Source organism: Frondihabitans sp. PhB161 (assembly GCF_003814635.1).
GTDB lineage: Bacteria > Actinomycetota > Actinomycetes > Actinomycetales > Microbacteriaceae > Frondihabitans.
The window spans coordinates 1-24,720 of the sequence record NZ_RKQW01000004.1 but is presented as its reverse complement, the minus strand read 5'-3'; the positions used below and the strand labels follow the sequence as shown (position 1 = coordinate 24,720).

General features: G+C 68.2%; 22 protein-coding genes, 1 tRNA gene and 1 pseudogene. 7 read left to right on the top strand and 17 right to left on the bottom strand.

What is annotated here, in order from left to right:
* Window positions 1–198 precede the first annotated feature (198 nt).
* Complete coding sequence (locus EDF39_RS14805) at window positions 199–813, top strand: HAD family hydrolase (protein ID WP_233573153.1); 615 nt, start codon at window positions 199–201, stop codon at window positions 811–813.
* Window positions 814–955: 142 nt separating this feature from the next.
* Window positions 956–1,714: pseudogene (gene lepB, locus EDF39_RS14800) on the top strand (signal peptidase I).
* A 107-nt stretch (window positions 1,715–1,821) separates the two neighbouring features.
* Here the strand turns inward: lepB and EDF39_RS14795 are convergent.
* The 11 genes from EDF39_RS14795 to EDF39_RS14745 form a co-directional block, all read right to left on the bottom strand.
* Window positions 1,822–2,511 carry a GntR family transcriptional regulator gene (locus EDF39_RS14795; RefSeq protein WP_055959297.1) on the bottom strand — a complete coding sequence of 230 codons (690 nt, stop codon included), beginning with the start codon at window positions 2,509–2,511 and terminating at the stop codon, window positions 1,822–1,824.
* A 61-nt stretch (window positions 2,512–2,572) separates the two neighbouring features.
* The gene (locus EDF39_RS14790) at window positions 2,573–4,165 is read right to left on the bottom strand and encodes an ABC transporter substrate-binding protein (RefSeq protein WP_055959299.1); all 1,593 of its coding nucleotides are present in this window, start codon (window positions 4,163–4,165) and stop codon (window positions 2,573–2,575) included.
* 88 nt (window positions 4,166–4,253) lie between these two features.
* Window positions 4,254–5,240: an ABC transporter permease gene (locus EDF39_RS14785; RefSeq protein ID WP_123944295.1), complete on the bottom strand. Its 987-nt coding sequence runs from the start codon at window positions 5,238–5,240 to the stop codon at window positions 4,254–4,256.
* A gap of 9 nt (window positions 5,241–5,249) precedes the next feature.
* Complete coding sequence (locus tag EDF39_RS14780) at window positions 5,250–6,110, bottom strand: ABC transporter permease (RefSeq protein WP_055959303.1); 861 nt, start codon at window positions 6,108–6,110, stop codon at window positions 5,250–5,252.
* The gene (locus EDF39_RS14775) at window positions 6,107–7,900 is read right to left on the bottom strand and encodes an ABC transporter ATP-binding protein (RefSeq protein ID WP_123944293.1); all 1,794 of its coding nucleotides are present in this window, start codon (window positions 7,898–7,900) and stop codon (window positions 6,107–6,109) included. Before EDF39_RS14775 ends, EDF39_RS14780 begins: the two co-directional genes overlap by 4 nt.
* A complete protein-coding gene (locus EDF39_RS14770) occupies window positions 7,887–8,813 on the bottom strand; it encodes a polysaccharide deacetylase family protein (RefSeq protein WP_123944291.1) in 927 nt (308 codons plus the stop codon). Before EDF39_RS14770 ends, EDF39_RS14775 begins: the two co-directional genes overlap by 14 nt.
* The gene (locus tag EDF39_RS14765; protein ID WP_123944289.1) at window positions 8,810–10,351 is read right to left on the bottom strand and encodes an amidohydrolase family protein; all 1,542 of its coding nucleotides are present in this window, start codon (window positions 10,349–10,351) and stop codon (window positions 8,810–8,812) included. Before EDF39_RS14765 ends, EDF39_RS14770 begins: the two co-directional genes overlap by 4 nt.
* Window positions 10,348–11,076: an aspartate/glutamate racemase family protein gene (locus tag EDF39_RS14760; RefSeq protein ID WP_199726224.1), complete on the bottom strand. Its 729-nt coding sequence runs from the start codon at window positions 11,074–11,076 to the stop codon at window positions 10,348–10,350. Before EDF39_RS14760 ends, EDF39_RS14765 begins: the two co-directional genes overlap by 4 nt.
* Entirely contained in the window at window positions 11,073–11,990 is a 918-nt protein-coding gene (locus EDF39_RS14755; RefSeq protein WP_158613241.1) for a carbohydrate kinase family protein, read from the bottom strand. Before EDF39_RS14755 ends, EDF39_RS14760 begins: the two co-directional genes overlap by 4 nt.
* Window positions 11,983–13,182: an SIS domain-containing protein gene (locus EDF39_RS14750; RefSeq protein WP_123944285.1), complete on the bottom strand. Its 1,200-nt coding sequence runs from the start codon at window positions 13,180–13,182 to the stop codon at window positions 11,983–11,985. Before EDF39_RS14750 ends, EDF39_RS14755 begins: the two co-directional genes overlap by 8 nt.
* A gap of 24 nt (window positions 13,183–13,206) precedes the next feature.
* Window positions 13,207–13,992: a BtpA/SgcQ family protein gene (locus EDF39_RS14745; RefSeq protein ID WP_123944283.1), complete on the bottom strand. Its 786-nt coding sequence runs from the start codon at window positions 13,990–13,992 to the stop codon at window positions 13,207–13,209.
* A 167-nt stretch (window positions 13,993–14,159) separates the two neighbouring features.
* Here EDF39_RS14745 and EDF39_RS14740 point away from each other — a divergent pair, with 167 nt between their 5' ends.
* Entirely contained in the window at window positions 14,160–14,846 is a 687-nt protein-coding gene (locus EDF39_RS14740) for a GNAT family N-acetyltransferase (protein ID WP_123944281.1), read from the top strand.
* Window positions 14,847–14,996: 150 nt separating this feature from the next.
* Here EDF39_RS14740 and EDF39_RS14735 read toward each other — a convergent pair.
* Window positions 14,997–15,069: transfer RNA gene (locus tag EDF39_RS14735), tRNA-Lys, on the bottom strand.
* Window positions 15,070–15,173: 104 nt separating this feature from the next.
* On the opposite strand from EDF39_RS14735, the gene bcp reads away from it, so the two are divergent.
* On the top strand, window positions 15,174–15,650 hold the full coding sequence (gene bcp / locus EDF39_RS14730; protein ID WP_055959323.1) for a thioredoxin-dependent thiol peroxidase: 477 nt from the start codon (window positions 15,174–15,176) through the stop codon (window positions 15,648–15,650).
* A gap of 135 nt (window positions 15,651–15,785) precedes the next feature.
* Here bcp and EDF39_RS14725 read toward each other — a convergent pair whose 3' ends face one another.
* Window positions 15,786–16,187, bottom strand: coding sequence for a hypothetical protein (locus EDF39_RS14725; RefSeq protein ID WP_055959325.1), 402 nt, complete (start codon window positions 16,185–16,187; stop codon window positions 15,786–15,788).
* 223 nt (window positions 16,188–16,410) lie between these two features.
* Here EDF39_RS14725 and EDF39_RS14720 point away from each other — a divergent pair, with 223 nt between their 5' ends.
* Window positions 16,411–16,659 carry a WhiB family transcriptional regulator gene (locus EDF39_RS14720; RefSeq protein ID WP_055959328.1) on the top strand — a complete coding sequence of 83 codons (249 nt, stop codon included), beginning with the start codon at window positions 16,411–16,413 and terminating at the stop codon, window positions 16,657–16,659.
* A gap of 362 nt (window positions 16,660–17,021) precedes the next feature.
* On the opposite strand, the gene EDF39_RS14715 is transcribed toward EDF39_RS14720, so the two are convergent.
* The gene (locus EDF39_RS14715; RefSeq protein WP_055959331.1) at window positions 17,022–18,521 is read right to left on the bottom strand and encodes a sensor histidine kinase; all 1,500 of its coding nucleotides are present in this window, start codon (window positions 18,519–18,521) and stop codon (window positions 17,022–17,024) included.
* A gap of 105 nt (window positions 18,522–18,626) precedes the next feature.
* Here EDF39_RS14715 and EDF39_RS17545 point away from each other — a divergent pair, with 105 nt between their 5' ends.
* Entirely contained in the window at window positions 18,627–18,899 is a 273-nt protein-coding gene (locus EDF39_RS17545) for a helix-turn-helix domain-containing protein (protein WP_055959333.1), read from the top strand.
* 118 nt (window positions 18,900–19,017) lie between these two features.
* The gene (locus tag EDF39_RS14705) at window positions 19,018–19,521 is read left to right on the top strand and encodes an Rv3235 family protein (protein ID WP_233573152.1); all 504 of its coding nucleotides are present in this window, start codon (window positions 19,018–19,020) and stop codon (window positions 19,519–19,521) included.
* Between the two features lie 304 nt (window positions 19,522–19,825).
* On the opposite strand, the gene secA is transcribed toward EDF39_RS14705, so the two are convergent.
* The 3 genes from secA to EDF39_RS14690 form a co-directional block, all read right to left on the bottom strand.
* A complete protein-coding gene (gene secA, locus EDF39_RS14700; protein ID WP_123944277.1) occupies window positions 19,826–22,693 on the bottom strand; it encodes a preprotein translocase subunit SecA in 2,868 nt (955 codons plus the stop codon).
* Between the two features lie 134 nt (window positions 22,694–22,827).
* The gene (hpf, locus tag EDF39_RS14695; protein WP_055959337.1) at window positions 22,828–23,529 is read right to left on the bottom strand and encodes a ribosome hibernation-promoting factor, HPF/YfiA family; all 702 of its coding nucleotides are present in this window, start codon (window positions 23,527–23,529) and stop codon (window positions 22,828–22,830) included.
* Between the two features lie 138 nt (window positions 23,530–23,667).
* Window positions 23,668–24,396: a ComF family protein gene (locus EDF39_RS14690; protein WP_123944275.1), complete on the bottom strand. Its 729-nt coding sequence runs from the start codon at window positions 24,394–24,396 to the stop codon at window positions 23,668–23,670.
* Window positions 24,397–24,720 lie beyond the last annotated feature (324 nt).

Here is a 24,720-nt window from a genome sequence, read left to right as displayed (position 1 = left end):
CTGCTCCATCGAGTGCCGCCATTTGCCTCCGCGGCCGGCCCCACCCGGGCATTTGACGCCACTCGGCGTCCGGCAACCGGCGCGCTCGGCATCTATTGCGCGAAAAAGGCCCCCGAACACCTCGCTGGCGGCCACTTCTGCGCACTCGGCCGCCGTCACCCGGCGTCCGTGCGAGCGCGACCGCGATAGCCTCCGCTGATGAAGTGGATTCTTTACGACATCGGCGGTGTCCTCGAAATCGTTGACGACGACGACTGGCCCCTCTCGCTGCATGAGCGATGGAGCGCCCGCCACGAACTGACTCTCACTGAATTGCGAGCTCGCCTCCACGCCGCCGAGCTCCCCGACATGGCTCTGAAAAGTGGTGTCGCAGACGAGTACTGGCGCAAGCTCGGAGCCGCCCTGGGTGCCGATAGTGCAACTATTGCGACAATGCATTCCGAGTTCTGGGATGCCTACTGCGGTAAGGCAAACGTCGAGCTGCTCGATCATGCGAGATCGCTGCGGGATCGCGCTGGCCTCGCCATCCTGTCGAACTCCGGCGATGGTGCCCGGGAAGAAGAGGAGCGACGTTTCGGCTTCGCCTCGCTGTTCGACCCGATCTGCTACAGCCACGAGCAAGGAATCGCGAAGCCCGATCCGGGCGCGTATCTCACCGCGCTCCGCCGAATGGGCGCATCGGCCGAGCAGGTGCTCTTCATCGACGACCACGAGGAGCCGGTGCGCGGGGCAGAGGACTGCGGCATCCGCGCCATTCTGCACCGTGATAACGAGACCACCATCGCGGCGATAGAGACCTTTCTCGCGACCTGAGCTAGCCATCGCACTCGGTTTTTTGATACTTCGCGGCGTCTACAGGACAATCCTGGCGAAGGCCGAACGCGAAGGCCCCATCGAGCCCAGCATGTGACCTGACCGACTGAGGTTGCGTCGTGCTTCCCTTACGATCAGATTCATGGGGGAATCTGCCACGGACGTCGTCAACTCGGGCTCGGCTCGGCGAACGCGCAAGAATCGCCACAGCACCGCACGGTTCGTCCGCGACATCCTGATCATCTTGCTGGCGGCGCTTCTGATCTCGTTCCTGATCAAGACCTATTTGGTCCGCTCGTTCTACATCCCATCGCCCTCGATGACGAACACGCTTCAGGTCAACGACCGCATCATCGTCAACGAACTCGTGCCCAAGGCGACTCCCCTCTAGCGCGGGGACGTCATCGTCTTCTCGGACCCGGGCGGATGGCTCGGAGCAAGCGACACGACGCCGAGATCCGATTCCACGAGCCCGGTCATCGGGGCCATCCAGACAGGTCTCACCGCTGTGGGCCTCGGCACGAAGGACAGCGACAATCACCTCGTCAAACGAGTGATCGGCCTGCCCGGAGACAAAGTCGCGTGCTGCAACGACTTCGGCCAGCTCGAGGTCAACGGCGTGCCCCTCAAGGAGCCCTACATCAACGTAACGGCCGGCCAGCGCGCCGACAGGTTCACCTACACGGTGACCGTTCCGAAGGGTGCCCTCTGGGTACTCGGTGATAACCGCTACAACTCCGACGACTCCGCAGCACACTTCACGCAGAAAGACGTGTCGCAACCGTTCGTACCGATCTCCGACGTCGTCGGACGAGCCATCGTCATCACCTGGCCGTCATCACGCTGGGGCACTCTGAGCAACTACCCCACGGTCTTCCAGGGCACCGACCCCACACACTGACACCGGGAGCCGTGCGAGACTCCAGTAGATGCGGGTGCCCGTCGACCACACCCGCAACGACTGGAGTCTCGCCGCCCGCGGCGGCTGGCGACAGCTGAGAGCGCGCCTCAGCGCGCCCCCGCCGCCCGCAACGCGGTAAACGACGGGATCCGGTCGCGCTCGATGTGCGTGTAGGCGATCGACTCGGCGACGCGCTCGTTGCCGGAGCGGATCGCCTCGGCGAGCGCCACATGGTCGTCGAACGCCTCGTCGACGTCGAGCTGCGAGGTCAGGTAGAACAGCCAGAGCACCCGGCCGGTGACGGAGCGCATCACCTGCTTCATCAGGTCGTTGCCCGACAGGTCGACGATCGCCTCGTGGTACCAGGTGCTGGCCTCGGCGACACGGTAGGCGTCGCCCGAGTGCACGACGTTCTGCGAGTAGTGGAGGGCTTCGTCGAGGGGCCCGGAGTCTCCACCGCGCGAGACCTCGCGGGCGGCGAATCGCGCCGCACCGACCTCGAGGTACAGGCGGAGGTCGAAGAGGTCGTTGACCGCCTTCTCGTCCCACACGGTCACGACCGCGCCGCGCCGGGGGAACGTGCGGACGAAGCCCTCCTGCTCGAGCTGCGGCACCGCCTCGCGGAGGGGCACGCGCGACATCTCGAGCTCAGCGGCGATGCGCGCCTCGGCGAGCCGCGAACCCTGGGGGTACTCACCGCGGATGATGCCCTCGCGGATGGCCGAGTACGCCTGTCGCGAGAGCGACGCGGGTCGGTCGACGGTGGTCGCGGATCCTGCGTCAGATGGTTCTGTCACGTCCGCTCCTCGCGGGTGAGGGCCCCGGGGTGCCTGACGCACCCCGGGGCCGGTGGCCGACCTACTTCGCGATTCCGAGCTTCGAGAAGTCGAGCTCGTTGGCACCGATGTTATGAGCCTCAGCGACTCCGGTGAGCCATTTCTGCGACACGACCCAGTCCTTGTTGTAGGAGAGGTTCATGTAGCAGCCGGTCGCTGAGTAGGTCTGAGCGGCCTTGGCGTAGAGCGAGGTGTCGCCGGTCGCGACGGCCTCGTTCAGGTCGGCGTCGGTCGAGGGGCTGTCGCAGAGGAAGTAGTTGATTCCTCCGGTCTTGTCCCAGAAGACGTGGCCCCACATGTACGGGCTGCCGCCGTCGGGGCCGTTGTTGCCGTCGATGAAGGCGTCGGGGCCCTTCGTCGGGTCGGAGGCCCAGCCGAAGACCTGCGAGGTCGGGTACCCCTGCGCGGTCGCCTTGATGCCGTCGTTCTGCAGGTTGGCAGTGACGATGTTGGCCATCGCCTGGGCGTTGGTGTTGTCGGAGGCGTAGCCGACGGTCATGGCCGTGCCGGCCGGGAGGGTCTTGGCGTAGGCGGCGAAGACGGTCGGGTCGTAGCTGATGTTCTGCTTGTCGGAACCGTCGGCGATCATGCCCTTGGCGTAGAGGGTGGTCGCGACCGAGGAGCGCGCGCCGAGCACCTCCTTGACCAGCTGCTTCTGGTTGATCGACTGCATGAACGCGGTGCGGGCCTCCTTGTTCGCGAAGAACTCCTTCGACGGGTTCACCGTGAGCAGAGCCGACTGGAGGGTCGGCAGGAAGTCGCTGTTGAACTTGTCGTTGCCGTCGTACTTGGTGAGGCTCGACGACGGGAGCGCCGCGACGATCGCCGACACGTCGCCGGAGTCGAAGGCGAGCTGGAGTGCCGACGCGTCGCTGTACACCGGCAGATCGACTTTGGTGAACGGCGACTTGGTGCCCCAGTAGCCGTCGTACTGCGTGAGCTCGTACTTGGTGCCCGTCTTGGCGCTGGTCAGCTCGTACGGTCCCGTTCCGAGGTCGTGGGTCTGCAGGTACGTCTGGGCGTTGTCGGATCCTGCGTTCTTCTCAAGGCCCGTGGGCGACTCCATCTTCGGGCCGAACGGCGACGCGAGGTAGTCGAGAAAGGCCGAGTTCGCCTTCTTCAGGGTGACCACGGCGGTGAGGTCGTCGGGGGTGGCGACGCTCTTGATGCCCGCGGTCATGTAGGCGGCACCGCCCTTGACGGTGTTGCGCCGGTCGAACGACGCCTTGACCGCCTCGGAGGTGAACTTCGTGCCGTCGTGGAACGTCACGCCCGAGCGGAGCGTGAACGTGTAGACCGTGTTGGCCTTGTTCACCGTCCACTTGGTCGCCAGGCGCGGCGCGATCTTCACGGTGTCGACGTTGTTCTGGTACTGCACGAGCCCTTCGTACGTGTTGAGCACGATGGCGAGGCCGTTGTTGGCGTAGTAGATGTCGGGGTCCGGTGGCTGGCCGATGTCGCCGAGGAGGCCGACGGTCAGCACCCCGTCGGTCGGGGCCGGGTTGGCCGTGTTCGAGCCGCCGGACGACGAGCAGGCGGCGAGGGCGAGCAGCGGGATCACGGCCAGGGCGGCGATGACTCCTCGCGTCTTCGTGGTGAGGGGTGCGTTCTTCACTTCGACTCCTTGCAGGGTGGACCGGAGAGGGGAGGCTCCGGCGGGAGGGGTGTGATGCAGGGATGGAGCGGGGTGGGGCTTCACGCCGTCACGCGTTGAGGCGCGGGTCGGCGAGGGCTTGGAGAACGTCGACGAGAGCGTTCGCGACGATGTAGATGATGCCGAGCACGAGCGTGACGCCCGCGATGGCCGGAAAGTCAGAGGTGGGGATGCTGGCCGCGAGGTAGTTGCCGATGCCGGGCCAGCTGAAGACCTGCTCGACCACGACGACGCCGGCGAACATGAAGCCGAGCTGGAGGCCCGCCATCGAGAGGCCGGGGCCGAGCGAGTTGCGCACCACGTGCTTGCCGAGCACGACGATCGGACGAAGGCCCTTCGATCGGGCGGTGCGCACGTAGTCGGAGGCGAGCGTCGAATCGAGACTGGACCGAAGGATCCGGCCGATCGAGATAGACGGAGCGATGCTGAGGATCACCGCCGGGAGCACCAGGTGCTGCACCCCCGCGACGAATTCCGTCGCGTCACCGCCGAGGATGCTGTCGATGAGCACGAAACCGGAGGGGCCTGACGAGTCGACCCCGCGACCGGCCGCCGGGAGCACCTGCAGCTGCGCATAGAACAGGATGATGCCGCCGAGTGCCAGGAGGAACGGCGGTGCCGTCGCCAGCACGAGCAGCGGACCGCGGAAGAACGCGCCACCGGGCCAGCGGAGCGACCCGGAGACGGCATACAAGGATCCGAGGAGGAGCGCGAGCACGAAGGCCACGGCCACGAGCTCGACCGTCGCCGGCAGGAAGTCGTGCAGGTCGGCCATCACCGGGCGCCGGGTGCGCAGCGACATCCCGAGGTTCCCCTGGAGGGCGTGCACGATGTAGTGGAAGTACTGCACGGGCAGCGGATCGTTCAGCCCGAGGGCCTGACGCTGGGCGGCGATCGCGGCGGGCGAGGCGTTGTTGCCGAGGTACGCCTTGACGGGGTCGCCGGGCGACACGGCCTGGAGCACGAAGACGACGGCGGTGAGCACGAGCACCAGCACGACGGCGGAGCCGGTGCGGCGAAGCAGGAAGCGGGTCATCGGGGCCTCCTAACGGCGTCCGGCGAGAAGATTGCGGATGGCGTCGCCGCCGAGGTTGGCGACGAGGCTGAGGAGCAGCACGGCGAGGCCCGGGACGACGGGCACCCACCACTGCGTGAGCAGCTGCTGCAGGTTGCGGGCGGTGTCGGCGCCGAGCTCGGGGGCCGGAGCCGCCTGGCCGAGGCCGAGGAACGACAGCCCGGCGAGAAGGATGACGACGTTGCCGATGTCGAGGCTCGCGGTGACGATCGCGGTCGGCACGACGCCCGGCAGAATGTGCCGGAAGACGACCCTCGTGCGGCTGATTCCGGCCAGACGCGCCGCCTCCACGTGGGGCCTCGCGGCCATGGCACGCGCCTCGCCGCGGATGATCCGGGCGTAGTACGGCCACCAGACGATCGCGATGCCGATCAGCGTGTTCTGCAGTCCGAAGCCGAGGGCGGCGACCAGGGCGATCGCGACGAGGGTGCCCGGCAGCGCCAGGAACAGGTCGGTGAGCCGCATGAGGAGGTTGTCGAGCCAGCCGCCCGAGACTCCCGCGGCCACCCCGATGATCCCGCCGATCACGAGTCCCGACGCGACGACCACGAGCGCCGAGAACCAGCTCGTCTGGATGCCGATGAGGGTGCGGCTGAGGATGTCCCGGCCGATGCCGTCGGTGCCGAGCAGATGACCCTCCGAGCCGAGGGGCAGGTTGAGAGCGCCAATCGGCTGGACGGGGTTGTCGGGAGCGAGCACCCGGGCGAACAGCGCGACCAGGGTGACGACGATCAGCAGGCCGACCAGCGCGAGATTGAGTCGACGACCGGCGAACCGCGCGATCGTCACCTGCGGAACCCCGAAGCGGCGGGCGGTCAGGTCGGCGCTCATCGGACAGCCTCGATCTCGGGGACGGACGCGAGCAGCGACCGCGTGTACGGGTGCTCGGGGTGGTGGATGACCTGGTCGGCGGTGCCGTCTTCGACGATGCGCCCCTCCGTCATCACGACGACCCGGTCGCCCATGAGGCGAGCCACCGAGAGGTCGTGCGTGACGAACAGCACCGTCATCGAGAGCTCCTCGCGCATGCCGCGGATCAGGTTGAGCACGCTGGCGGCGAGCGACGCATCGAGCGCGCTGGTCGGCTCGTCGCAGAGCAGCACAGCCGGCGGGATCATGGTGGCGCGGGCAAGGGCCACGCGCTGACGCTGGCCGCCCGAGAGGTCGGCCGGCCGCACCCGAGAGACCGAGGCCGGAAGGCCGATCGACTCCAGCGCGGTCTCGACACGGGCGGCCGTCTCCGTCTTGCCGAGACGGAGCGGGAGCAGGCGCTCGCCAAGGATCTCCCCCACGCTCAGCCACGGCGTGAGCGACGACCCCGCGTCTTGAAACACCATCTGCGCGCCGCCTCGAGCGACGTCGACGCGCCCCGAGGTGACGGGTGCGAGGCCCGCGATCGCTCGGAGCAGGGTCGATTTGCCGGATCCTGATTCACCGACGATCGAGACTGCCTCGCCGGCGCCGATCGTGAGGTCGATGCCGCGCAGGGCGTGCACCTCGCGCTTGCGGCCGCCGCTGCGGACGACGAAGCGCTGGTGGACGCCCTCGACCACCACGGCGGTTGCGGCCGACTCTGTCGACGAGCCGGAGACGAGGATCCGCGGCGCGTCCGATCGGGTCAGGGCGAGCTCGCGCACCGTCGCAGCATCGCGCCAGCAGGCCCGGACGTGCTCGGAGCCGTCCACCGCACCCGACCCGTCGACCGCCAGCAGCGGTGGCTGCTGCGCGCGGCAGGTGTCGTCGGCAAGCGGGCACCGCGACGAGTAGGCGCACCCGCGCATCCGTTCGGCGACAGTCGCCGTCTCGGGGCGGAGTGTCTGCAGCACGGTGTCGCGCGGAGTGTCGAGCGCGAGGCGAGAGTTCAGCAGTCCGACCGTGTACGGGTGGGTCGGCTCCCGGAGCACGACGTCGGCGGGCCCGAGCTCGGCGATGCGACCGGCGTAGAGAACGGCGATGCGATCGGCGATCTGGGCCGCGACGGCGAGGTCGTGGGTGATGAGCACCACGCTGCAGCCGAACTCGTCGCGCAGCTGACGGAGCAGGTCGAGCACCTGCGCCTGGACGGTCACGTCGAGTGCCGTCGTGGGCTCGTCGGCGATGATCAGCGACGGTCGACCCGCCGAGGCGATGGCCGCCATGATCCGCTGACGCAGACCGCCTGACAGCTCGTGCGGGTAGACGGTGAAGCGGAGGGCGGCGTCCTGGATGCCGACGGCGGACATGAGACGAAGCGCCTCGGCCTTGTCGCCGGTGGCCTCGGTGATCTGCCGACCGACGCGCATGGTCGGGTTGAGTGACGTCATCGGATCCTGGAAGATGACGCCCAGCTCGTGCCGGCGGACGGCGCGGATCTGCTGGGAGGAGCCGTCGATCATGTCGGTCCCCGCGATCGTGATGGTTCCGGCCGTCTCGGGGCGTGACGAGGTGGGCAGAAGGCCCATGAGCGCGAGGGCGAGCACGCTCTTGCCGGATCCTGATTCTCCGACGAGACCGACGATCTCACCGCGCTGGATCTCGAGGTCGACGCCACGGAGCACCTCGGAGCGGACCCCGTCGCGGGTGAGGGCGACAGTCAGATTCGCGATCGACGCGGCCGGGGCCTTCTCGTCAGTTGCCGACATGGTCGACCTCCTCGGTCGTCGCGTGCGCTCGAACCGCCTCGTAGATGTCGTGGGGCTGCGTGAACCAGACGTCATCGCGGTGGGCCGCGAGATGCTCGAGCGCCCGGGTGAGCTGGCGCAGCCGGAAGGGCACACCCGAGATGAACGAGTGCACGACGATGCTCATGACGAGCGGCTGATCGCCCGCCGCGTCGAGCAGCTCGTCGAACTCGTCGATGAGCATGTCGGCGAACTCCGACGCCCCGACGCCGCGGCCGATGATCGACGTGGAATCGTTCAGTTCGAGCGCGTAGGGAATGGCGAGCAACGGCTCGGCACGGGTGGTCAGCCAGATCGGCTGGTCGTCGAGGCGCAGATCGAGCAGGTAGCGGTAGCCGCCCTCGCCCAGGAGGTCGACGGTCGACTCGGTGTGAGTGAGCCACGGGCTCGACCAGCCGAGAGGCGCCGTGCCCTCTTCCGCTTCGATCCGCGCTGAGACGCCGCGGAGGTAGTCCGCCTCGTCGGCCTCGGTGAGCCCCTGGAGTGAATCCGAGTTCGAGACGCCGTGCCCCACGATCTCTGCGCCGAGCGACCGGGCGTGGGCGAGCAGCTCGGGGGCGGTGTCGTAGACGGCCGTGTTGAGCAGGATGGTGGCGGGGATGTCGAGGCCGCTGAGCCGATCGAGCAGGCGGAACGCGCCGACCCGGTTGCCGTAGTCGCGCCAGCTCGTGTTGACGAGGTCGGGGGCAGGAACGCCCTCGAGGAGGTTCTCGGTCTGGCCGGCGCCGAAGTGGTAATCCTCGATACCGATGGCGACGTAGACGGCGAGCTTCTTCCCTCCCGGCCAGGTGCCTCCGCGGCGCCCGGTGATCGGCGAGTAGTCGTAACGGTCGTGCGAGTCGAGCGTCGCACCGGTGTCTGCGGTGGTCGTCATGAAGGGGTTCCGATCCATCTGGTCATTCCGACGTCGGTGCGGGCCGCTTCGGCGATCATCGCGTCGTAGTGGGGTCTGAGGGCGTCGGCCTCGCGATTTGCCCGCTCGATGACGGGGAGCTTGTGGGCGAAGACCTCGCGGGCCTCGGCGAGGAGGGCGGTCTCGTCGACCGAGGTGACGCGGGAGCCGTCGAAGACCACCCGGCCGGCGACCATGGTGAGTCGCACGTCGGCTCCGTATTCGCAGTAGACCAGCTGGCCCCGGAGGTCGTTGAGCGGAGTGAACGCCGATCCGTGGAGGTCGAGCATCGTGATGTCGGCCTCGAACCCCTCGCGGATCTCGCCGAGCCGATCGCTCTGCAGGAGGGCGGCCGCTCCCCCGCGCCAGAGGCTGTCGAGCACCTCCCGCGCGGTCGGCCACTCGTCGCTCGGTCGTCCGCCGACGTTGTGGATGAGACCCGCCGTCTTGACGACGCCCCAGAGGTTCGCGGAGTCGTCGCAGATGGCCTCGTCGATGCCGAGTGCGACCGGGATGCCGAGGTCGAGCATGCGCCGGTAGGGCGCGACGCCACTGCCGAGGCGAAGGTTGCTCACCGGGTTGTGGGCGATCACGGCACCGGCGTCGGCGATGAGCTCGAGGTCGCGGTCGTCGGTCCAGACCGCGTGGATCACATTCATCCGGTCGCTCAGCAGACCCAGGTCGGCCGTGTACTCGACGAGCGAGTGGCCGGCGAACCGCTGCTGCTCGGTCGCGAGCGTGCGCTGCACCTTCGTCTCGAGCATGTGGGCGAACAGCGGAACCGAGTGCCGCCGGCTGAGGTCGTCGATCGCCTCGAAGTAGGGCACGTCGACCCGCTGAGGCGCCGAGATCGACACCGCGGCGGTCAGGCGACCGTCTTCCCGTCCGTGCCAGGTGCCGAAGAGGTGGTCGTAGTTCTCGAGGAGTCCGGCCGCCCCGAGAGGCGCCTCGGCATCGAGCGCCGCCTGCACCGCCTCGTCGTCGTACCCGCCGATGAAGGGCAGCTTGTCGCGCTCGGTGAGTGTCGGCTGGTCGAGAGCGACACTCGCCCGGATGCCGCTGTCGGCGTAGGCCTGCATCACGGCGTCGATGATGTCGGGCGTCGGGTGCGGCATCAGAAAGGCGTCGTCCTGCACCGTCGTCGTGCCCGTGCGGAGCATCTCGATCGCGGCGAGCATGGTGCGCAGGTAGGCCTCACGAGGGGAGGGACGAAGACGAGGATCCGCCGGCGACTCATACAGCATGAAGCTCTCGAGCGGCAGACTCGGCAGCAGCCCCTTGAGGTGATTCGCCGGCGAGTGATAGTGGGCGTTGATGAGCCCCGGCACCAGCACGTGGTGTGCGCCGCCGTCGATGCGGGCGTCGCCCTCTCGGGCCTCGGCTGCGGTGAACTGCGCCGCGGCTTCGGCGCCGATGCGGCGAATACTCGTGCCCTCGACGAGCACGTCGGTCGGGCCGAACATCCCGGCCTCGCTGTCGGCGTCGTAGACGTAGACGTCGGTGAAGAGCGTGCGACTCATGCGGCACCTCCGGAGGTGGGGCGGGACCAGGTGCTGATCCGGGACGTCCCGAGTCCCTGGGCGAGAAGGCCCTCCGCGAGCGAGACCGCTGCGGCCACCCCGTCGATCACGGGGACGCCGAGCGCCTGCCCGAGCGGTTCGACGAGGTCGGCCAACCCGGCGCAGCCGAGCACGATCGCCTCGGCGTGGTCCTCGCCAAGCGCCCGGCGCCCCTCGGCGACGAACAGGTCGAGCAGGTGCAGGGAGGAGTCTTCGACGGCCGCGACCGGTTCGTCGATGGCACGGACGACTGCGCGGTGACCGAGCCCGAGGGCGCGGACGACCCGGTCGGACTGCTCGCGGGTGCGCTCCGGCATCGTGATGATCGTGAAGCGGTGGGCGAGCTGCGTCGCGGTCACGAGGGCCGCCTCGGTCATGCCGACGACGGGGCCGCGGGCAGCCTCGCGCGCACCCGGCAGGCCGGTGTCGCCGAAACAGGCGATGACGTAGGCGTGGGGGCGCTCCGCGTCCGGCAGCAGTTCGAGTCGTTCGACCTCCGTCAGCACGCTGACGGCTCCGTGCACCTCGTCGACGTGGCTCTCGATGCTCGGCACTCCACTCGTCGGCGTGATGGCGAGCAGGGTCGTGTCGGGCCGAGCGGACGGCGCGGCCGCGGCGACGACGCGGTCGGTCATGGCCGAGGTCGTGTTGGGGTTCACGATCGCGATACGCAACGGGCCGGTCACGGGCGCACCTCCGCGGAGAGACGCAGAAGACCCGCGATACCGAAGTCGGAGATCGCGACTCGGGCCGCCTCGGATCCTCGGTTCGCCGCCTCGACGGCGTCGCCCGAAAGCAGGTGCGCCGCCGCGAAGGCGCCGCAGAAGGCATCCCCGGCGCCGGTCGAGTCGACCGCATCGACCAGGGTGCTGGGCACGAGGGTCACGACGTCGTTCTGCAGCACAAGCGACCCCTTGTCGGCGCGCTTGATGACGACGACCGACGGCCCGAGCCCGGCTAAGAAGCGGGCGGCTCGCTCAAGATCGGTGGTCTCGGCGAGGGCCACCGCCTCGATCTCGCTCGGCAGAAAGACGTCGCAGACGGCCACAATGGCGAGGAGAGCCTCGCGGTTGCCCTGGAGGTAGTCCTCCTGCAGGTCGAGGTAGAGGGCGGCCTCCGAGTTCTGGCGGAGCCACGGCGTGAGCGCCAGCTGCGACTCGAGACTCATCGCCGAGAGGACGATACCGTCGGCGTCGAGCACACTGCCCGGCACGTCGGCCGGATAGACCGACAGGGCGTCGAAGTGGGCGTCGTCGTCGTGCATGGCCCAGGTGCGCGAGCCGTCGTCGTGGTACGTCACGGTGTTGCGGACGGTGGGCAGGTCGCGCTCGGGCAGATCGTCGATGGCGATGCCGGCCGCAGACAGCTGGTCGAGCACGGTGGCGGGCAGATCGTTGCCCACGGGCGCAAGCATGGTGACGTCGCGCAGGATTCTTCTCGCCGCCAGAGCCGCGTAGGCTGCGTCGCCGCCCATGGCCGGCTCGGACGGGACGCCGCCGTGCACCGCCTCGTCGATCGTGAGGTTGCCGATGCAGACGAGCGACTTCCACGTCGACTCAGGCTTCTCAGTCGACCCAGCCTTCTCGATCGGGTCAGGCATCGCGCTGCGCCTCGGCGGCATGCACCTCTGCGGCATGGAACTTCGCCATCCCGAGGTGGTAGCCGATCATCTGGGCCGGGATCACGGTGACCAGGGGGCTGAGCGCCTCTGAGACCACGGGCAGGCGCAGGATCCCATCGGCGAAGTCGTCGAATGCCCCCTCGCCCTCGGACGTGACGACGTACAGCGTGCCGCCGTAGCGATGCGCGTCACGCCCCGTGTCAACACTTCGCGGCACCGACGGCCCCGTGGGCGCGAACAGGAACATGGGCTCGCCGGGCTTCTGGCTGTTGTAGTGGTGGAACTCCTCGACCTGGATCTCGACGGCGTGGTCGGGGCTCGTCTCTTTGACCTTGGCGGCGCCGATGATGGCGGCGGCCCAGCTCGGCCCGCCGGCCGAGAAGAGGTACATGGTGCGCTCGGCTTCGATGCGGGCGATCTCGGCGATCGGCTCGTCGAGGTCGGCCAGCACTCCGGCGATCACCTCGGGCAGGGTCTCGAGCTCGGCGCGCAGTCGCGGTGCCGCCTCGACGCCCCGGTACAGGCCGACCTCGGTCGCGAGCAGCAGCAGCAACGACAGAGCGGTCGTCGACGACTGCGTGGGCCAGCCGACGCGGGTCGCCTGCAGCAGCAGCGTGTTCTCGCTCTCGACGTCGAGGGTCGAGCCCACCGTGTTGGTGAGGGCCAGCGTCAGCGCGCCGGCGTGCTGGGCGACCAGGAGGGCTTCGACGGTGCGGGTCGTCTCCCCCGAGCTCGATAGGGCGATGACGAGCGAGTCGGACGTGACGAGGTGCTGCTGGTAATAGGCGAATTCGAGGGCCTGGACCGGCTCGCACGGCACGCCGAGCATCAGCTCGAGGGTGCGGCGTGCGGCAATCATGACGGCGAGCGAGTCACCGGCACCAACGAGGAACACCCGATCGATCGTCTTCTCGGCGATGCGCCCCGCGACCCTCGGCAGCATGTCGGCGTTCCGCTCCCAGGTGGCGCGGATGGCTTGCGGCTGACCGAGCATCTCCCCGCGAGTCGCGTCGACGCGACGACGGCGCTCGGGGTCCAGCGGGTCGTCGGTCGGCAGGGCCAGGATCCCGGCGCGCTCCTTCGCGGAGACGCGCTCGACGACGGCTTTCTGGCGGTCGTCGAGCGGGCTTTCCGGGGCGAGGAGCGGGCTGTCGAGAGCGGTGGAGTTCATGAGGCGCTTTCTGGTGTCAGGAGTTCAGGCGAGGTGGCCGCGGGCGGCGTCGCCGAGAGAAGTAGCGGTGGTCGGGTCGATTCGGGCGTCGTAGCCGTCGCCGTCTTTCAGAACGCTGCCGAGGATCGCGCCGTCCGAGCCGCCCACGGCGGTCGCCAGATTCGAGCCGTTCACGCGCCCGCCGATGTAGACGGGCACGTCGGCGGCAACGGCACCGCTTGTACGCAGAGCGGCGATGTCGGCCACCGCATCGGCGACGCCGGAGTCCCGAGTGACGATGACCGCATCCGCACCGCCGAAGTCGAGGGCCTGAGCGGCCGCCCAGGCGAGATCTCCGCTGAGGGCCAGGCTCGTGGCCTCGTGCAGATCCGCCCAGATCTCGACGTCGCTGCCGAGCAGGCGCTTCGTGTGGGCGACCTCGATCGAGCAGCCCTCCATCCACCCGGTCGGTCCGATCGAGACGCCGGTGAGCACCTTGACCCGCACGAACGAAGCGCCGACGGCGTGCGCGATGGCGACGCCCGACGGTCCGTCGTTGTGGCCGACGACCACGCCGAGTCCGATCGTGGTGGCTGCGCGCACGGCGGCTCCGACGACGGCCAGCGCTGCCACCGTCGCGGCGCCCACGAGAGTCGGCTGGGGTTCGTCACTCGCGTCCTGGATCATGACGTCGGTGAACCCGGCCGCCTCGAGGATCCGCGCGTCGTCGGCAGCGGCAGAAGCGATCTCGGCGACCGGGCGTCCCTCGTAGTTGGCCGCGCCCGGCAGGGGCGGGAGGTGCAGCACGCCCACCAGTCGGAACCCGCTCATCGGCTTGTCTCCAGCGATACGGTGTCGTTTCGGCTCATGTCAAAACGGTATACCGTTTGGTGTTTCGGCCACGTTTCCGCGTGTGAAAAGCATGTTAACGGGCCACACGGTAGACCGTCATCGACCTCGACGGGGAATGTCTTGCAGGCCGCTAGCGTTGACGCACCATGAACGCGCACCCTCTCGACGACCCGATCGGCCTCGCTCTCCGCACGCGCCACGCCCACCACGCTCTCGCCGAAGGCGCCGCCCTGCGCTATCCGAGCGACGTGGCACCGTTCGGCTCCATTCCTTTCGACGCGACCGACGACGACTGGGCCTCCCTCGCGACGATCGCGGGCGCGGACACGATCGCCATGTTCGTGCCGTCCGAGTTCGACGTGGCGCACGGCTGGCAGACGCACCTCGACCTCGGTCTCACCCAGCTGACCGACGACGACGTCGACACCTCCGGAGAACGGCTCTCCGACATCGTCGACCTCGACGAGACAGACGTTCCCGAGATGCTCCGGCTGACGGCACTGACCCGTCCGGGGCCGTTCCTCCCGCGCACCGTGGAGTTCGGCGGGTACGTCGGCGTCGTCGAGAACGGGCGGCTCATGGCGATGGCGGGGCGTCGCCTGAGCGTGCCCGGGTGGGTCGAGATCAGCGCGGTGTGCGCGGATCCTGAAGTCCGTGGCCGCGGCTACGCCAGGCGTCTCATCACCGAGGTCGCGCGGGGCATCCGGCGCGACGGCGATCGCGCGTTCCTGCACGTCGCCCACGGCAACCCGGCGCGGGGTCTCTACGAGGCGATGGGTTTCGTCGTGCGTCGCGACTCGAAGGTGGTCGACGTGTCGCCCTCGCGCGCCTGAGTCGCCGCCGCCGGGACTGCCTTGCCGGAGGCACGTCCGCGGAGCGGACCCGTCCGTCCTTGCCGAAGGCACGTCCGCGGAGCGGACCAAACCAGCACAACGAAAATCCCGGGGAAGCGGCTTGCCGCGAACACCCGGGATTGATTTTCGTGCACCCCCTCGGACTTGAACCGAGAACCCACTGATTAAGAGTCAGTTGCTCTGCCGATTGAGCTAGAGGTGCAGTGGCTGTGGAAACCAGAGTTTCCCAACCGAGGAACAACATTAGCATGAGATTCGCCAGGCCCCGAACACATGCCTGCCGCATCCGATCCCCCAAGGAGAACCATGTCTGAACGCCTCGAGAAGGGTGCCGCGGCACCCGACTTCACCCTCCCCGACGAGTCGGGCGCACCCGTTTCGCTCAACGATTTCCGGGGCCAGAAAGTGATCGTCTACTTCTACCCAGCCGCGTCGACGCCGGGGTGCACGACGGAGGCCTGCGACTTCCGCGACAACATCAACTCCCTGAAGTCGGCCGGCTACCAGGTGCTCGGCGTCTCGAAAGACGAGGCTCCCGCGTTGCAGAAATTCCGAGACGAGCAGGGCCTCAACTTCCCGCTCCTCTCCGACACCGACCTCGAAGTGCACAAGGCTTATGCCGCCTATGGCGAGAAGTCGCTCTACGGCAAGACCGTCACGGGCGTGATCCGCTCCACCATCGTGGTCGGCGAAGACGGGTCGGTCGACCTCCCGCTCTACAACGTCAAGGCCACCGGCCACGTGAAGAGCCTGCGCAAGAAGCTCGGGCTCGACGCCGGCTAATCCGGGGCTCCTCCGAATTCGAAGGAGATTCTCGCGCCGGCCGGGCCGGATCCTTGATTTGTCGTCACGGGGGCGCGGTTTCTCCTTCGAATTTGCAAGCGCCCTCAAACGACGAGCCCAAGCACAAGGATCCGGCTACCGCGCCGTTGTAGCCCTGACGACCGGGGGCGACACCAGCAAGATCACCACGGCCAGGGCCGGCAGCACGAGCGCCCACCCGGCGGCCGGCGTCGCCGTGAACCCCTGGAAGCAGCCGACCCCGACGGCGAACATGATCACCTGCCAGACGATGGCCGCCCCGCGCATCCACGCTCGCCCCCGAGACGCCGCGACAACGATGAACCCGAGCCAGACCGTCGCGATGACTCCGAGCACAAGAATCGCGATGCCGCCCGCGAGCGTGTCGGCCTCCGCCCGGAACAGCGCCACCAGCATCGCGATGGACACGATGGCCATGGCAGCGAATTCGAGCGCGAGAAGCACGACGAGGAGGAGCAGAAGGGGGTGTCTACGGGCCGACACCTGTTGTGTGGGCATTTCGACTCCGTGTGGTTCAGCTGATTCGGTCACGCTCAAAGCCTCCGCTTAACCCCTTGATTTGGTCACACCAGTATGCGACCATATTTGAGGTTGAAGTGACGCTTACATTGCCGTGCGCGCCTCCCGAATTCTTTTTCTTTCCCCCCACGGAACGCCCGGTGTTTTGCTGTGCCCTCAGCAGGCAAACTTCGGCGTTCAGAGTCAAAAGGAGTACCACTAGATGGATTGGCGCGACAAGGCCGCCTGCCTCACGGCAGACCCGGAGCTCTTCTTCCCCGTCGGCAACACCGGCCCCGCCGTCGACCAGATCGACAAGGCCAAAGCGGTGTGCGGCCGTTGCTCCGTGACCGAGACGTGCCTGCAGTACGCCCTCGAGACGTCGCAAGACTCCGGCGTCTGGGGTGGCCTCAGCGAAGACGAGCGTCGCGCCCTCAAGCGTCGCGCAGCTCGCGCCCGCCGCGCTTCCTGACCGCCGGCCTCACACCACAACTTCACACGCTGACCCGCCGTTCTCGCGGGGTCGGCATCGCCCGGGGGGCGCGTTCCTGCACAGGAGCGCGCCCTTTGGTGTGTCGTCGGCGCCCGCCAGGCGCCGCTGCCGCTGACCCGCGGCTGCGAGTGCCGCCAATTGCCCTCAGGGCCGGCCCGCGCACTGCATCTGACGGCAATCGGCACCTCCGCCTGCCGAGATGGAGGCCCGAGTGCGCAGAATCGGCCCCTCGCCGCCGGCCCAGGGGAAGATTGCGCACACTCGACCGGCCGTGCCGCAGAACTCTAGGATCCGCGGGCCCGCCGCACCCACCCACGTGGCAGGCGCACACGACCGCGCCTCTAGCGCTCCATGTTCTCGATAAACCGCAACGGCACCTCGATCGTCACCTCGGTGCCCGACCCGACCAGCGTGTGCCAGTCGATCGTGCCGCCGAGCTCGCCCTGGATCAGCGTGCGCACGATCTGCGTACCGAGGCCCGAGCCGACCTTGCCCTCGGGCAGGCCGACACCGTTGTCGCGCACCTTGACGCGCAGCTGCTCTTCGGTGCGCTCGGCGTTGATCTCGACGTCGCCGTCGCGCCCGTCGAGCCCGTGCTCGACAGCGTTCGTGACGAGCTCGGTCAGCGCCAGGGCGAGCGGCGTCGCATACTCGGTCGGGAGCTCCCCGAAGCTGCCGGTGAACTGCGGACGCACGGTCGTGTTGTGACTCGAGGCGACCTCGGCGCTGAGCATGAGCACCCGGTCGAAGACGGTGTCGAAGTCGACGTTCTGGCTGAGGCCCTCTGACAGGGTGTCGTGCACCACGGCGATGGAGGCCACGCGCCGCATGGCCTGGTTCAGTGCATCGCGGGCGACGTCGGTGTGAGTGCGTCGGGCCTGGATCCTGAGCAGCGAAGCCACGGTCTGCAGGTTGTTCTTGACCCTGTGGTGGATCTCGCGAATGGTCGCGTCTTTCGTGATCAGCTCGCGCTCCTGGTGGCGGAGCTCGGTCACGTCGCGGCAGAGCACGATGGCCCCGACGCGCTCACCGCGGTCGCGGAGCGGGATGGCGCGGAGCGACACGGTCACACCGCGCGCCTCGATGTCGGTGCGCCAGGGTGCACGCCCGGTGACGACGAGCGGCAGCGACTCGTCGATGACGATCTTGCCGGCAAGCAGGCCGGTGGTGACCTCGGCCAGGGACTCCCCCTCGAGCTCGCCGACGAAGCCCATCCGGTTGAAGGCCGAGAGGCCGTTCGGGCTGGCGAAGACGACTGTTCCGTCGACGTCGAGGCGAAGCAGGCCGTCGGAGGCGCGCGGTGCACCACGGCGGGGACCGGTCGGGGCCCCCAGGTCGGGAAAATCGCCGCCCTCGATCATGGCGAACAAGTCGTTGGCGCACTGGTTGAACGTGAGCTCTTGGCGGCTGGGCGTGCGCGCCTCGCTCAGGTTGGTGTGGCGGGTGATGACCGCGACGGGTCTCTCGCTGATGTCGGGCCGCCCGGCGCCGAGACGACGGAGCACGGGAACGGCGCGCACCCGCGTCGGGGTCTCTTCGTACCAGTCGGGGGCGGCGGAATCGACGATGTGCGCGGTGTCGAAGGCCTGCTGCACCTGCGTACGCCACTCGGGGCGCACCTCGTGGCCGACGAAGTCGCGGTAGAAGAGCGTCGCCGAACTCGACGGCCGGGCGTGGGCGACGGCGACGAACGAATCGGAATCGGTCGGCACCCACAGCACCATGTCGGCAAACGCCAGGTCGGCGAGCAGCTGCCAGTCGCCCACGAGCAGATGGAGCCACTCGATATCGGCCTCACTGGAGCGGCCCTGGGCGAGAACGAGATCACTGAGCGTCGACACCCTTTTAGCCTATCCGCCCCGTCCGACAAGACCCGAACCGAGGATCCGACGCGTGCGCACCCGACACGGCTCACGTTCGCACTCGTCCTGACGGATAATCGAGGCATGGAGCCAGCACAGGAGCCCCCGATGCGTCGGTTCTACACCTCCGAGCGAGTTGCCGAAATGCTGAGCCTGCCCCTCGACGACGTCCTCGCGCTCGTCGAATCGGGAGAGCTGCGAGCCGTGAAGCTCGGCGTCGTGCCCTCGTGGCGGATCGAGGAGTCCGAGTTGAATGCCTACCTCGACGACCGCTACGAAGACGCGCGTCGGACGGCACTCTTCAACGGCTTCGACTTCGGCAGCATTGCCGACGTCGACCCGGATCCTCGCCGCTGACAGACGAGTTTGTCCACAGGTTGCTCCCGCTCGCGTGTCGCTCCCTCGAAATGTCATATGTTGATGCTACGCCCGCTGTGCGGGACGCTCATTCCGTTCACGAGCGAGAGCAGCCGACATGCCCCCCTCTTCAGCCGCGCGCCGTCGCGACGATCCGATCACCAACGACGGTGGTCAGCACTCCCCCGCACCCGCCGGGTCACCGCCGCGCCGGTCCGGGCGACGGCTTACGCCAGCAGTCGCGGATGCGTTCTTCGAACCGCAGCCGACGCTGCGGAGTGCGCTTCCGGATCCTGAACCTCTTGCTCGAAACCTCGCCCGGAGCGTCGTTGAGATCCTCGCGGGTGCTCGCGAGATCGAGCAGATCACTCGCTGGGTGACGGCCGACGTTTTCACGCACCTGTTGAAGCGGGTGAACCTCGCCGCTCGCGCTCGAAGCGCTCGGGGCGAAGCGGCTCGGCGCCCGGCCGTGAGCGTCGGCAGCGTACGGATCGACGAGCCCTGCGACGGCGTAGTCGAGGCGGTCGTCGTGGTGCACGGGCGGGCGCGGAGCCGAGCGGTGGCGCTGCGGCTCGAGGGGTTCGACCATCGGTGGCGTGCCACGGCGATCCACGTGCTGTAGCTGTCGTGGGTGCCCCGGCTTCTTCGCTCGGGCCGCTTCGCTCGGGCCGCTTCGCTAAGCGTTTCACGCAACGCTCACCGATTAATCGGTTAACCGTGCGTGAAACGGTGTGCGACGCCTCGCCCGCCACCGCCACCGACGCCGAGCCCGACGCCGATTAGTCGCGTTTCGCAGGTCTAGTCGCGGTAGAGCGCGACTAAACCCGCGAAACGCGACTAGACCCGGCCCGAAGCGGCCCCACCACGCACAAGCCCCGACCCGCGCAGTGCGCAGGCCGGGGCCGATGTGGTGCGGGACGGAGCCGCTACTTCTTCTTCTGCGAGCGACGCTCGGCGCGGTTGATCGGAGCGGCGTCGTCGGAGCCACCCGAGGTCGACTGCCCGAAGGCGCCTCGGCCTGCGGGGAGCCCGTCGCCACCCGAGGCCTCGGTCGAACCCGACGTGGCGCGGGCGGCCGCGATCTCGGGATCGGCGAGCTCTTCGGTGATCTGCTGCTGACGCTGCGCGCGGGCGGTCTCGGCCTTTTCGATCCGGCCCCGTTCGTCGCGAACCTCGACCTCGCCCTCGGTGTTGGGAGCCGAGAAGTTGAGCACGGCGTCTTTGTTGTCGCCCTCGCCGAGACCCTTGGCCGCGATGATCGGACCGTGGTCGTGACCCTCGTGCCCGACCTGGCTCTGCACCTCGACTTCGAGGTTGAACAGGAAGCCGATCGACTCTTCTCGGATCGCGCCCATCATGTTCTGGAACAGTGCAAAGCCCTCGCGCTGGTACTCGACCAGCGGGTCGCGCTGAGCCATGGCTCGGAGGCCGATGCCGTCTTTCAGGTAGTCCATCTCGTAGAGGTGGTCGCGCCAGCGGCGGTCGATCACCGAGAGCACGACCTTGCGCTCGAGTTCACGCATGGCAGAGTCGCCCAGCGACTCCTCGCGGGCCTCGTAGGCGACACGGGCGTCGGAGAGGATCTCTTGGGCGAGGAACTCGCGGGTGGCCTTCGCCTTGGAGCCGGCCTCGGTGATGACCTCGTCGATGGTGATCGAGATCGGGTAGAGGGTGCCGAGCTCCGTCCACATGGCGTCGAGATCCCAGTCGTCGGGGTTGCCGTCTCCGGTGTGGGAGTCGATGACCTCGTTGACGACGCTCGCGAGGAACGACTCGGCTCGCTCGCGCAGGTCGTCACCCTCGAGGATGTGACGGCGATCGCCGTAGATGGCCTCGCGCTGTCGGTTGAGGACGTCGTCGTACTTGAGGACGTTCTTGCGGATCTCGGCGTTGCGCCCCTCGACCTGTGACTGCGCTGAGCGAATGGCGCGGCCGACGATCTTGTTCTCGATCGCGAGGTCGTCGGGCACGTTGCCCCGGCCCATCAGGCTCTCGGCGGCACCCGAGTTGAACAGGCGCATGAGGTCGTCGGTGAGCGAGAGGTAGAAGCGGCTCTCACCCGGGTCGCCCTGGCGACCTGAACGACCGCGCAGCTGGTTGTCGATACGGCGCGACTCGTGACGCTCGGTGCCGAGCACGTAGAGGCCACCGGCTTCGATGACCTTCTCGGCCTCCTCCTGCACGAACGCCTTCTGGTTCGTGAAGACGTCGTCCCAGGCGGCCTCGTACTCGTCGGGGGTGTCGACGGGGCTCAGCCCACGAGAGTTCATCTCGGCGACGGCCAGGAACTCGGCGTTGCCTCCGAGCATGATGTCGGTGCCTCGCCCGGCCATGTTGGTGGCTACGGTGACAGCGCCGAGGCGACCGGCCTGCGCGACGATGGCGGCTTCGCGAGCGTGGTTCTTCGCGTTCAGGACCTCGTGCTTGATGCCCTTCTTGGCGAGGAGCTTCGAGAGGTACTCGCTCTTCTCGACGCTAGTGGTGCCGACGAGCACGGGCTGACCGGCCTCGTGACGCTCGGCGATGTCTTCGGCGACCTGCTCGAACTTCGCGGTCTCGTTTTTGTAGACGAGGTCGGTCTGGTCGACCCGCTGCATCGGGCGGTTGGTCGGGATCGCCACCACGCCGAGCTTGTAGGTCGACATGAACTCGGCGGCCTCGGTCTCGGCCGTACCGGTCATGCCGGAGAGCTTCTTGTAGAGGCGGAAGTAGTTCTGCAGCGTGACGGTAGCGAGCGTCTGGTTTTCGGCCTTGACCTCGACGGCTTCCTTGGCCTCGATCGCCTGGTGGATGCCCTCGTTGTAGCGGCGGCCCGACAGGATGCGACCGGTGTGCTCGTCGACGATGAGCACCTCGCCGTTGATCACGACGTAGTCTTTGTCGCGCTTGAAGAGCGCGTCGGCCTTGATGGCGTTGTTCAGGAACGAGATCAGAGGCGTGTTCGCCGACTCGTAGAGGTTGTCGATGCCGAGGTAGTCTTCGACCTTTTCGATGCCTGGCTCGAGCACACCGACGGTGCGCTTCTTCTCGTCGACCTCGTAGTCGATGCCGGGCTGAAGGCGGCGGGCCAGGGTCGCGAACTCGGCGAACCACCGGTTTGCCTCGCCGGACGACGGGCCCGAGATGATGAGCGGGGTGCGGGCCTCGTCGATGAGGATCGAGTCGACCTCGTCGACCACGGCGAAGAAGTGACCGCGCTGCACCATGTCGCTGGCCTGCCACGCCATGTTGTCGCGCAGGTAGTCGAAGCCGAACTCGTTGTTCGTGCCGTAGGTGATGTCAGCGGCGTACATCTCGCGCCGCTCGGCCGGAGTCTGACCCGCGAGGATGCAGCCGGTCGTCATGCCCAGGGCGCGGAACACGCGGCCCATCAGCTCGGACTGGTAGCTCGCCAGGAAGTCGTTGACCGTGATGACGTGGACGCCGCGGGAGGCGATGGCGTTCAGGTACGCGGCGGTCGTCGCGACCAGCGTCTTGCCCTCACCGGTCTTCATCTCGGCGATGTTGCCGAGGTGGAGCGCGGCACCACCCATCAGCTGCACGTCGAAGTGACGCATGCCGAGGGTGCGGCTGGCGGCCTCGCGCACGGCGGCGAACGCCTCGGGCAGGAGGTCGTCGAGCGACTCGCCGCCGGCGTAGCGCTCGCGCAGCTCAGCCGTCTCGTTGTGAAGCTCGTCGTCGGTGAGCGTCTTGAAGTCGTCTTCAAGGTCGTTGACCGCTTTGGCATAGGCCTTGAGGCGGCGAAGGGTGCGACCCTCGCCGACGCGAAGGACTTTCTCGAGAACGTTGGCCACGGAAACTCCTGGTAAATGGTGGGCTGTGACGCCGGTGATGCGTTACCAGCCCGTGATTTTAGCAAGCCTACTGGCCGAACCCCTGGGAAGGAGCGCGAGCGCTCCGACCCAGGGGTCCGTGGTCAGCTCCTGATTCAGCCGACGAGGCCGCCCCGGATGGCCATCTCGGTCTCCTGATGCGTCGGCGCCTGGTCGTCGAGGGCGATGACACCGTAATCCCAGCCCTTGCGGCGATAGACGACACTCGGTCGGCCGTCGTGGGCGGAGTCGGTGAACAGGTAGAAGTCGTGCCCGACGAGCTCCATGTAGTAGAGCGCGTCGTCGACGGTCATGGGCGTCGACGCGAACGTCTTCTCGCGGATCACGACCGGGCAGTACTCCTCTTCGACCGCAGTCTCGTCGGGTGCGACCGTGGCCACTGCCCCGGTGCGGACCTGCTCGAGCGTCTCGGCTGACGCCGGCACGATTCCGGCCCGACTGAAATCAACGGCTGCTGCCTCGTGCAGCGACGTTGGCCGGTGCTGGCCTCGGTGCACCTTGGTTCGGTCTTTGGCTCGTCGCACTCGTTCGAGCAACCGGCCTATGGCCAGGTCGAAGGCGACGTATTTGTCGGAGCCACTCGATTCGGCTCGGACCAGAGGGCCGGGGCCGATGAGTGTCAACTCGACTCGGTCGTCGCCCGCGCTCCCGGAGGATTTCTCGTTGTGCCTCGTCAGCTTGATCTCGAGCGCCAGTGCTCGAGGGGCGAGGCTGCCGACCTTCTCGGCTTTCTCGGTGGAGTACTCGCGGAATCGATCGGTGATGCCCACGTTTCGACCCGTTACGGAAATGTCCATGACGTTCCTCCAGCCACTTCAGCGTGCCGCCGTTCGTGTAGGCGGTAGTGCTTTCACGCCTCGTGTGCTTCACCGTATCGACCCCGACGCGTGCGTGTCACGCGCTGTTCATCTTTTCGTCACGGTCTCTCGCGCTTCTCACAGCCTCGCCGATCGCAGTGGCGTCGAGGCGAGGCAGCACGCCCCGAGCACGATCGCGCCCGCGGCCCTGGCCGCTCGCACGGCCTCTTGGAGGGTCGCTCCCGTCGTCGTGACGTCGTCGACGATGACGACCCGCGCACCGGCCCATCGCCCCGAGCATCCGAGCGAGCCCAGGCGCCCCGACAGGCGCTCGGCCCGCCCGCGAGACTTCTGCTGCGCCGACGACCGCAGGATCCGAAACCCCGGCTTCGACACCCGCACCCCCGCTGCTCGCACCAGCAGGTCGACAGGGTCGTAGCCCCGTCGCCTGCGGCCGGCCCGCGAGGGTGGCACTGCCAGCACTGCGACGGCAGCGGCATCGGCCGGCTCTCCCTCCGACGCCGCCGCTACCGCTTCGACCGGCGGCCCCTCCGCCGCGAGCCGCAGAGCGGCCGCCAGCGGCGGTCCGAGGGGCTTGGCGAGTCGCCACCGACCCGACTGCTTGAAGGCCAGGATCACGTCGCGGACGGTGCCCTCGTAGTCGAGGCCGGAGACGAGCGGCGTTCCGTCGGGAAGAGCGGCGACGAGGGGCCGAGGCTCGAGCCGACGGCGACAGTCGGCGCAGAGCTCGATGTCAGGGGCGCCGCACCCGGCGCAGTCGGCGGGCGCGACGAGGGCGAGAGCGGCGCGGAGGGCGGAACGGACGTGCGGCACGGGGCGAGCGGCGGCGGGTGCGAGAGAAGGCATGGGTCGATCGTGGCGGCGCACGGATCCTTGATTTCGTTCGAAAACCGATCTGGGGAGAAGTCGTCACCGCTGCAACCTGTGGACAAGGGGTCGGGGTCGAGTCGGCGGGTGTTACTGAGAGTCGGGGGGGGGGGGGGCCCCCCCCCCCCCCCCCCCCACCCACCCCCCCCCCCCCCCCCCACCCCCCCCCCCCCCCCCCCCCCCCCCCCCCACACACCCCCCCCCCCCCCCCCCCCGCGCCCCCCCCCCCCCAACCAAAACAACACAACCCCGCCCACCGCCCCGCCCAACCCCCCCCCCCCCGAGACGGAGACAAAGAAAAGC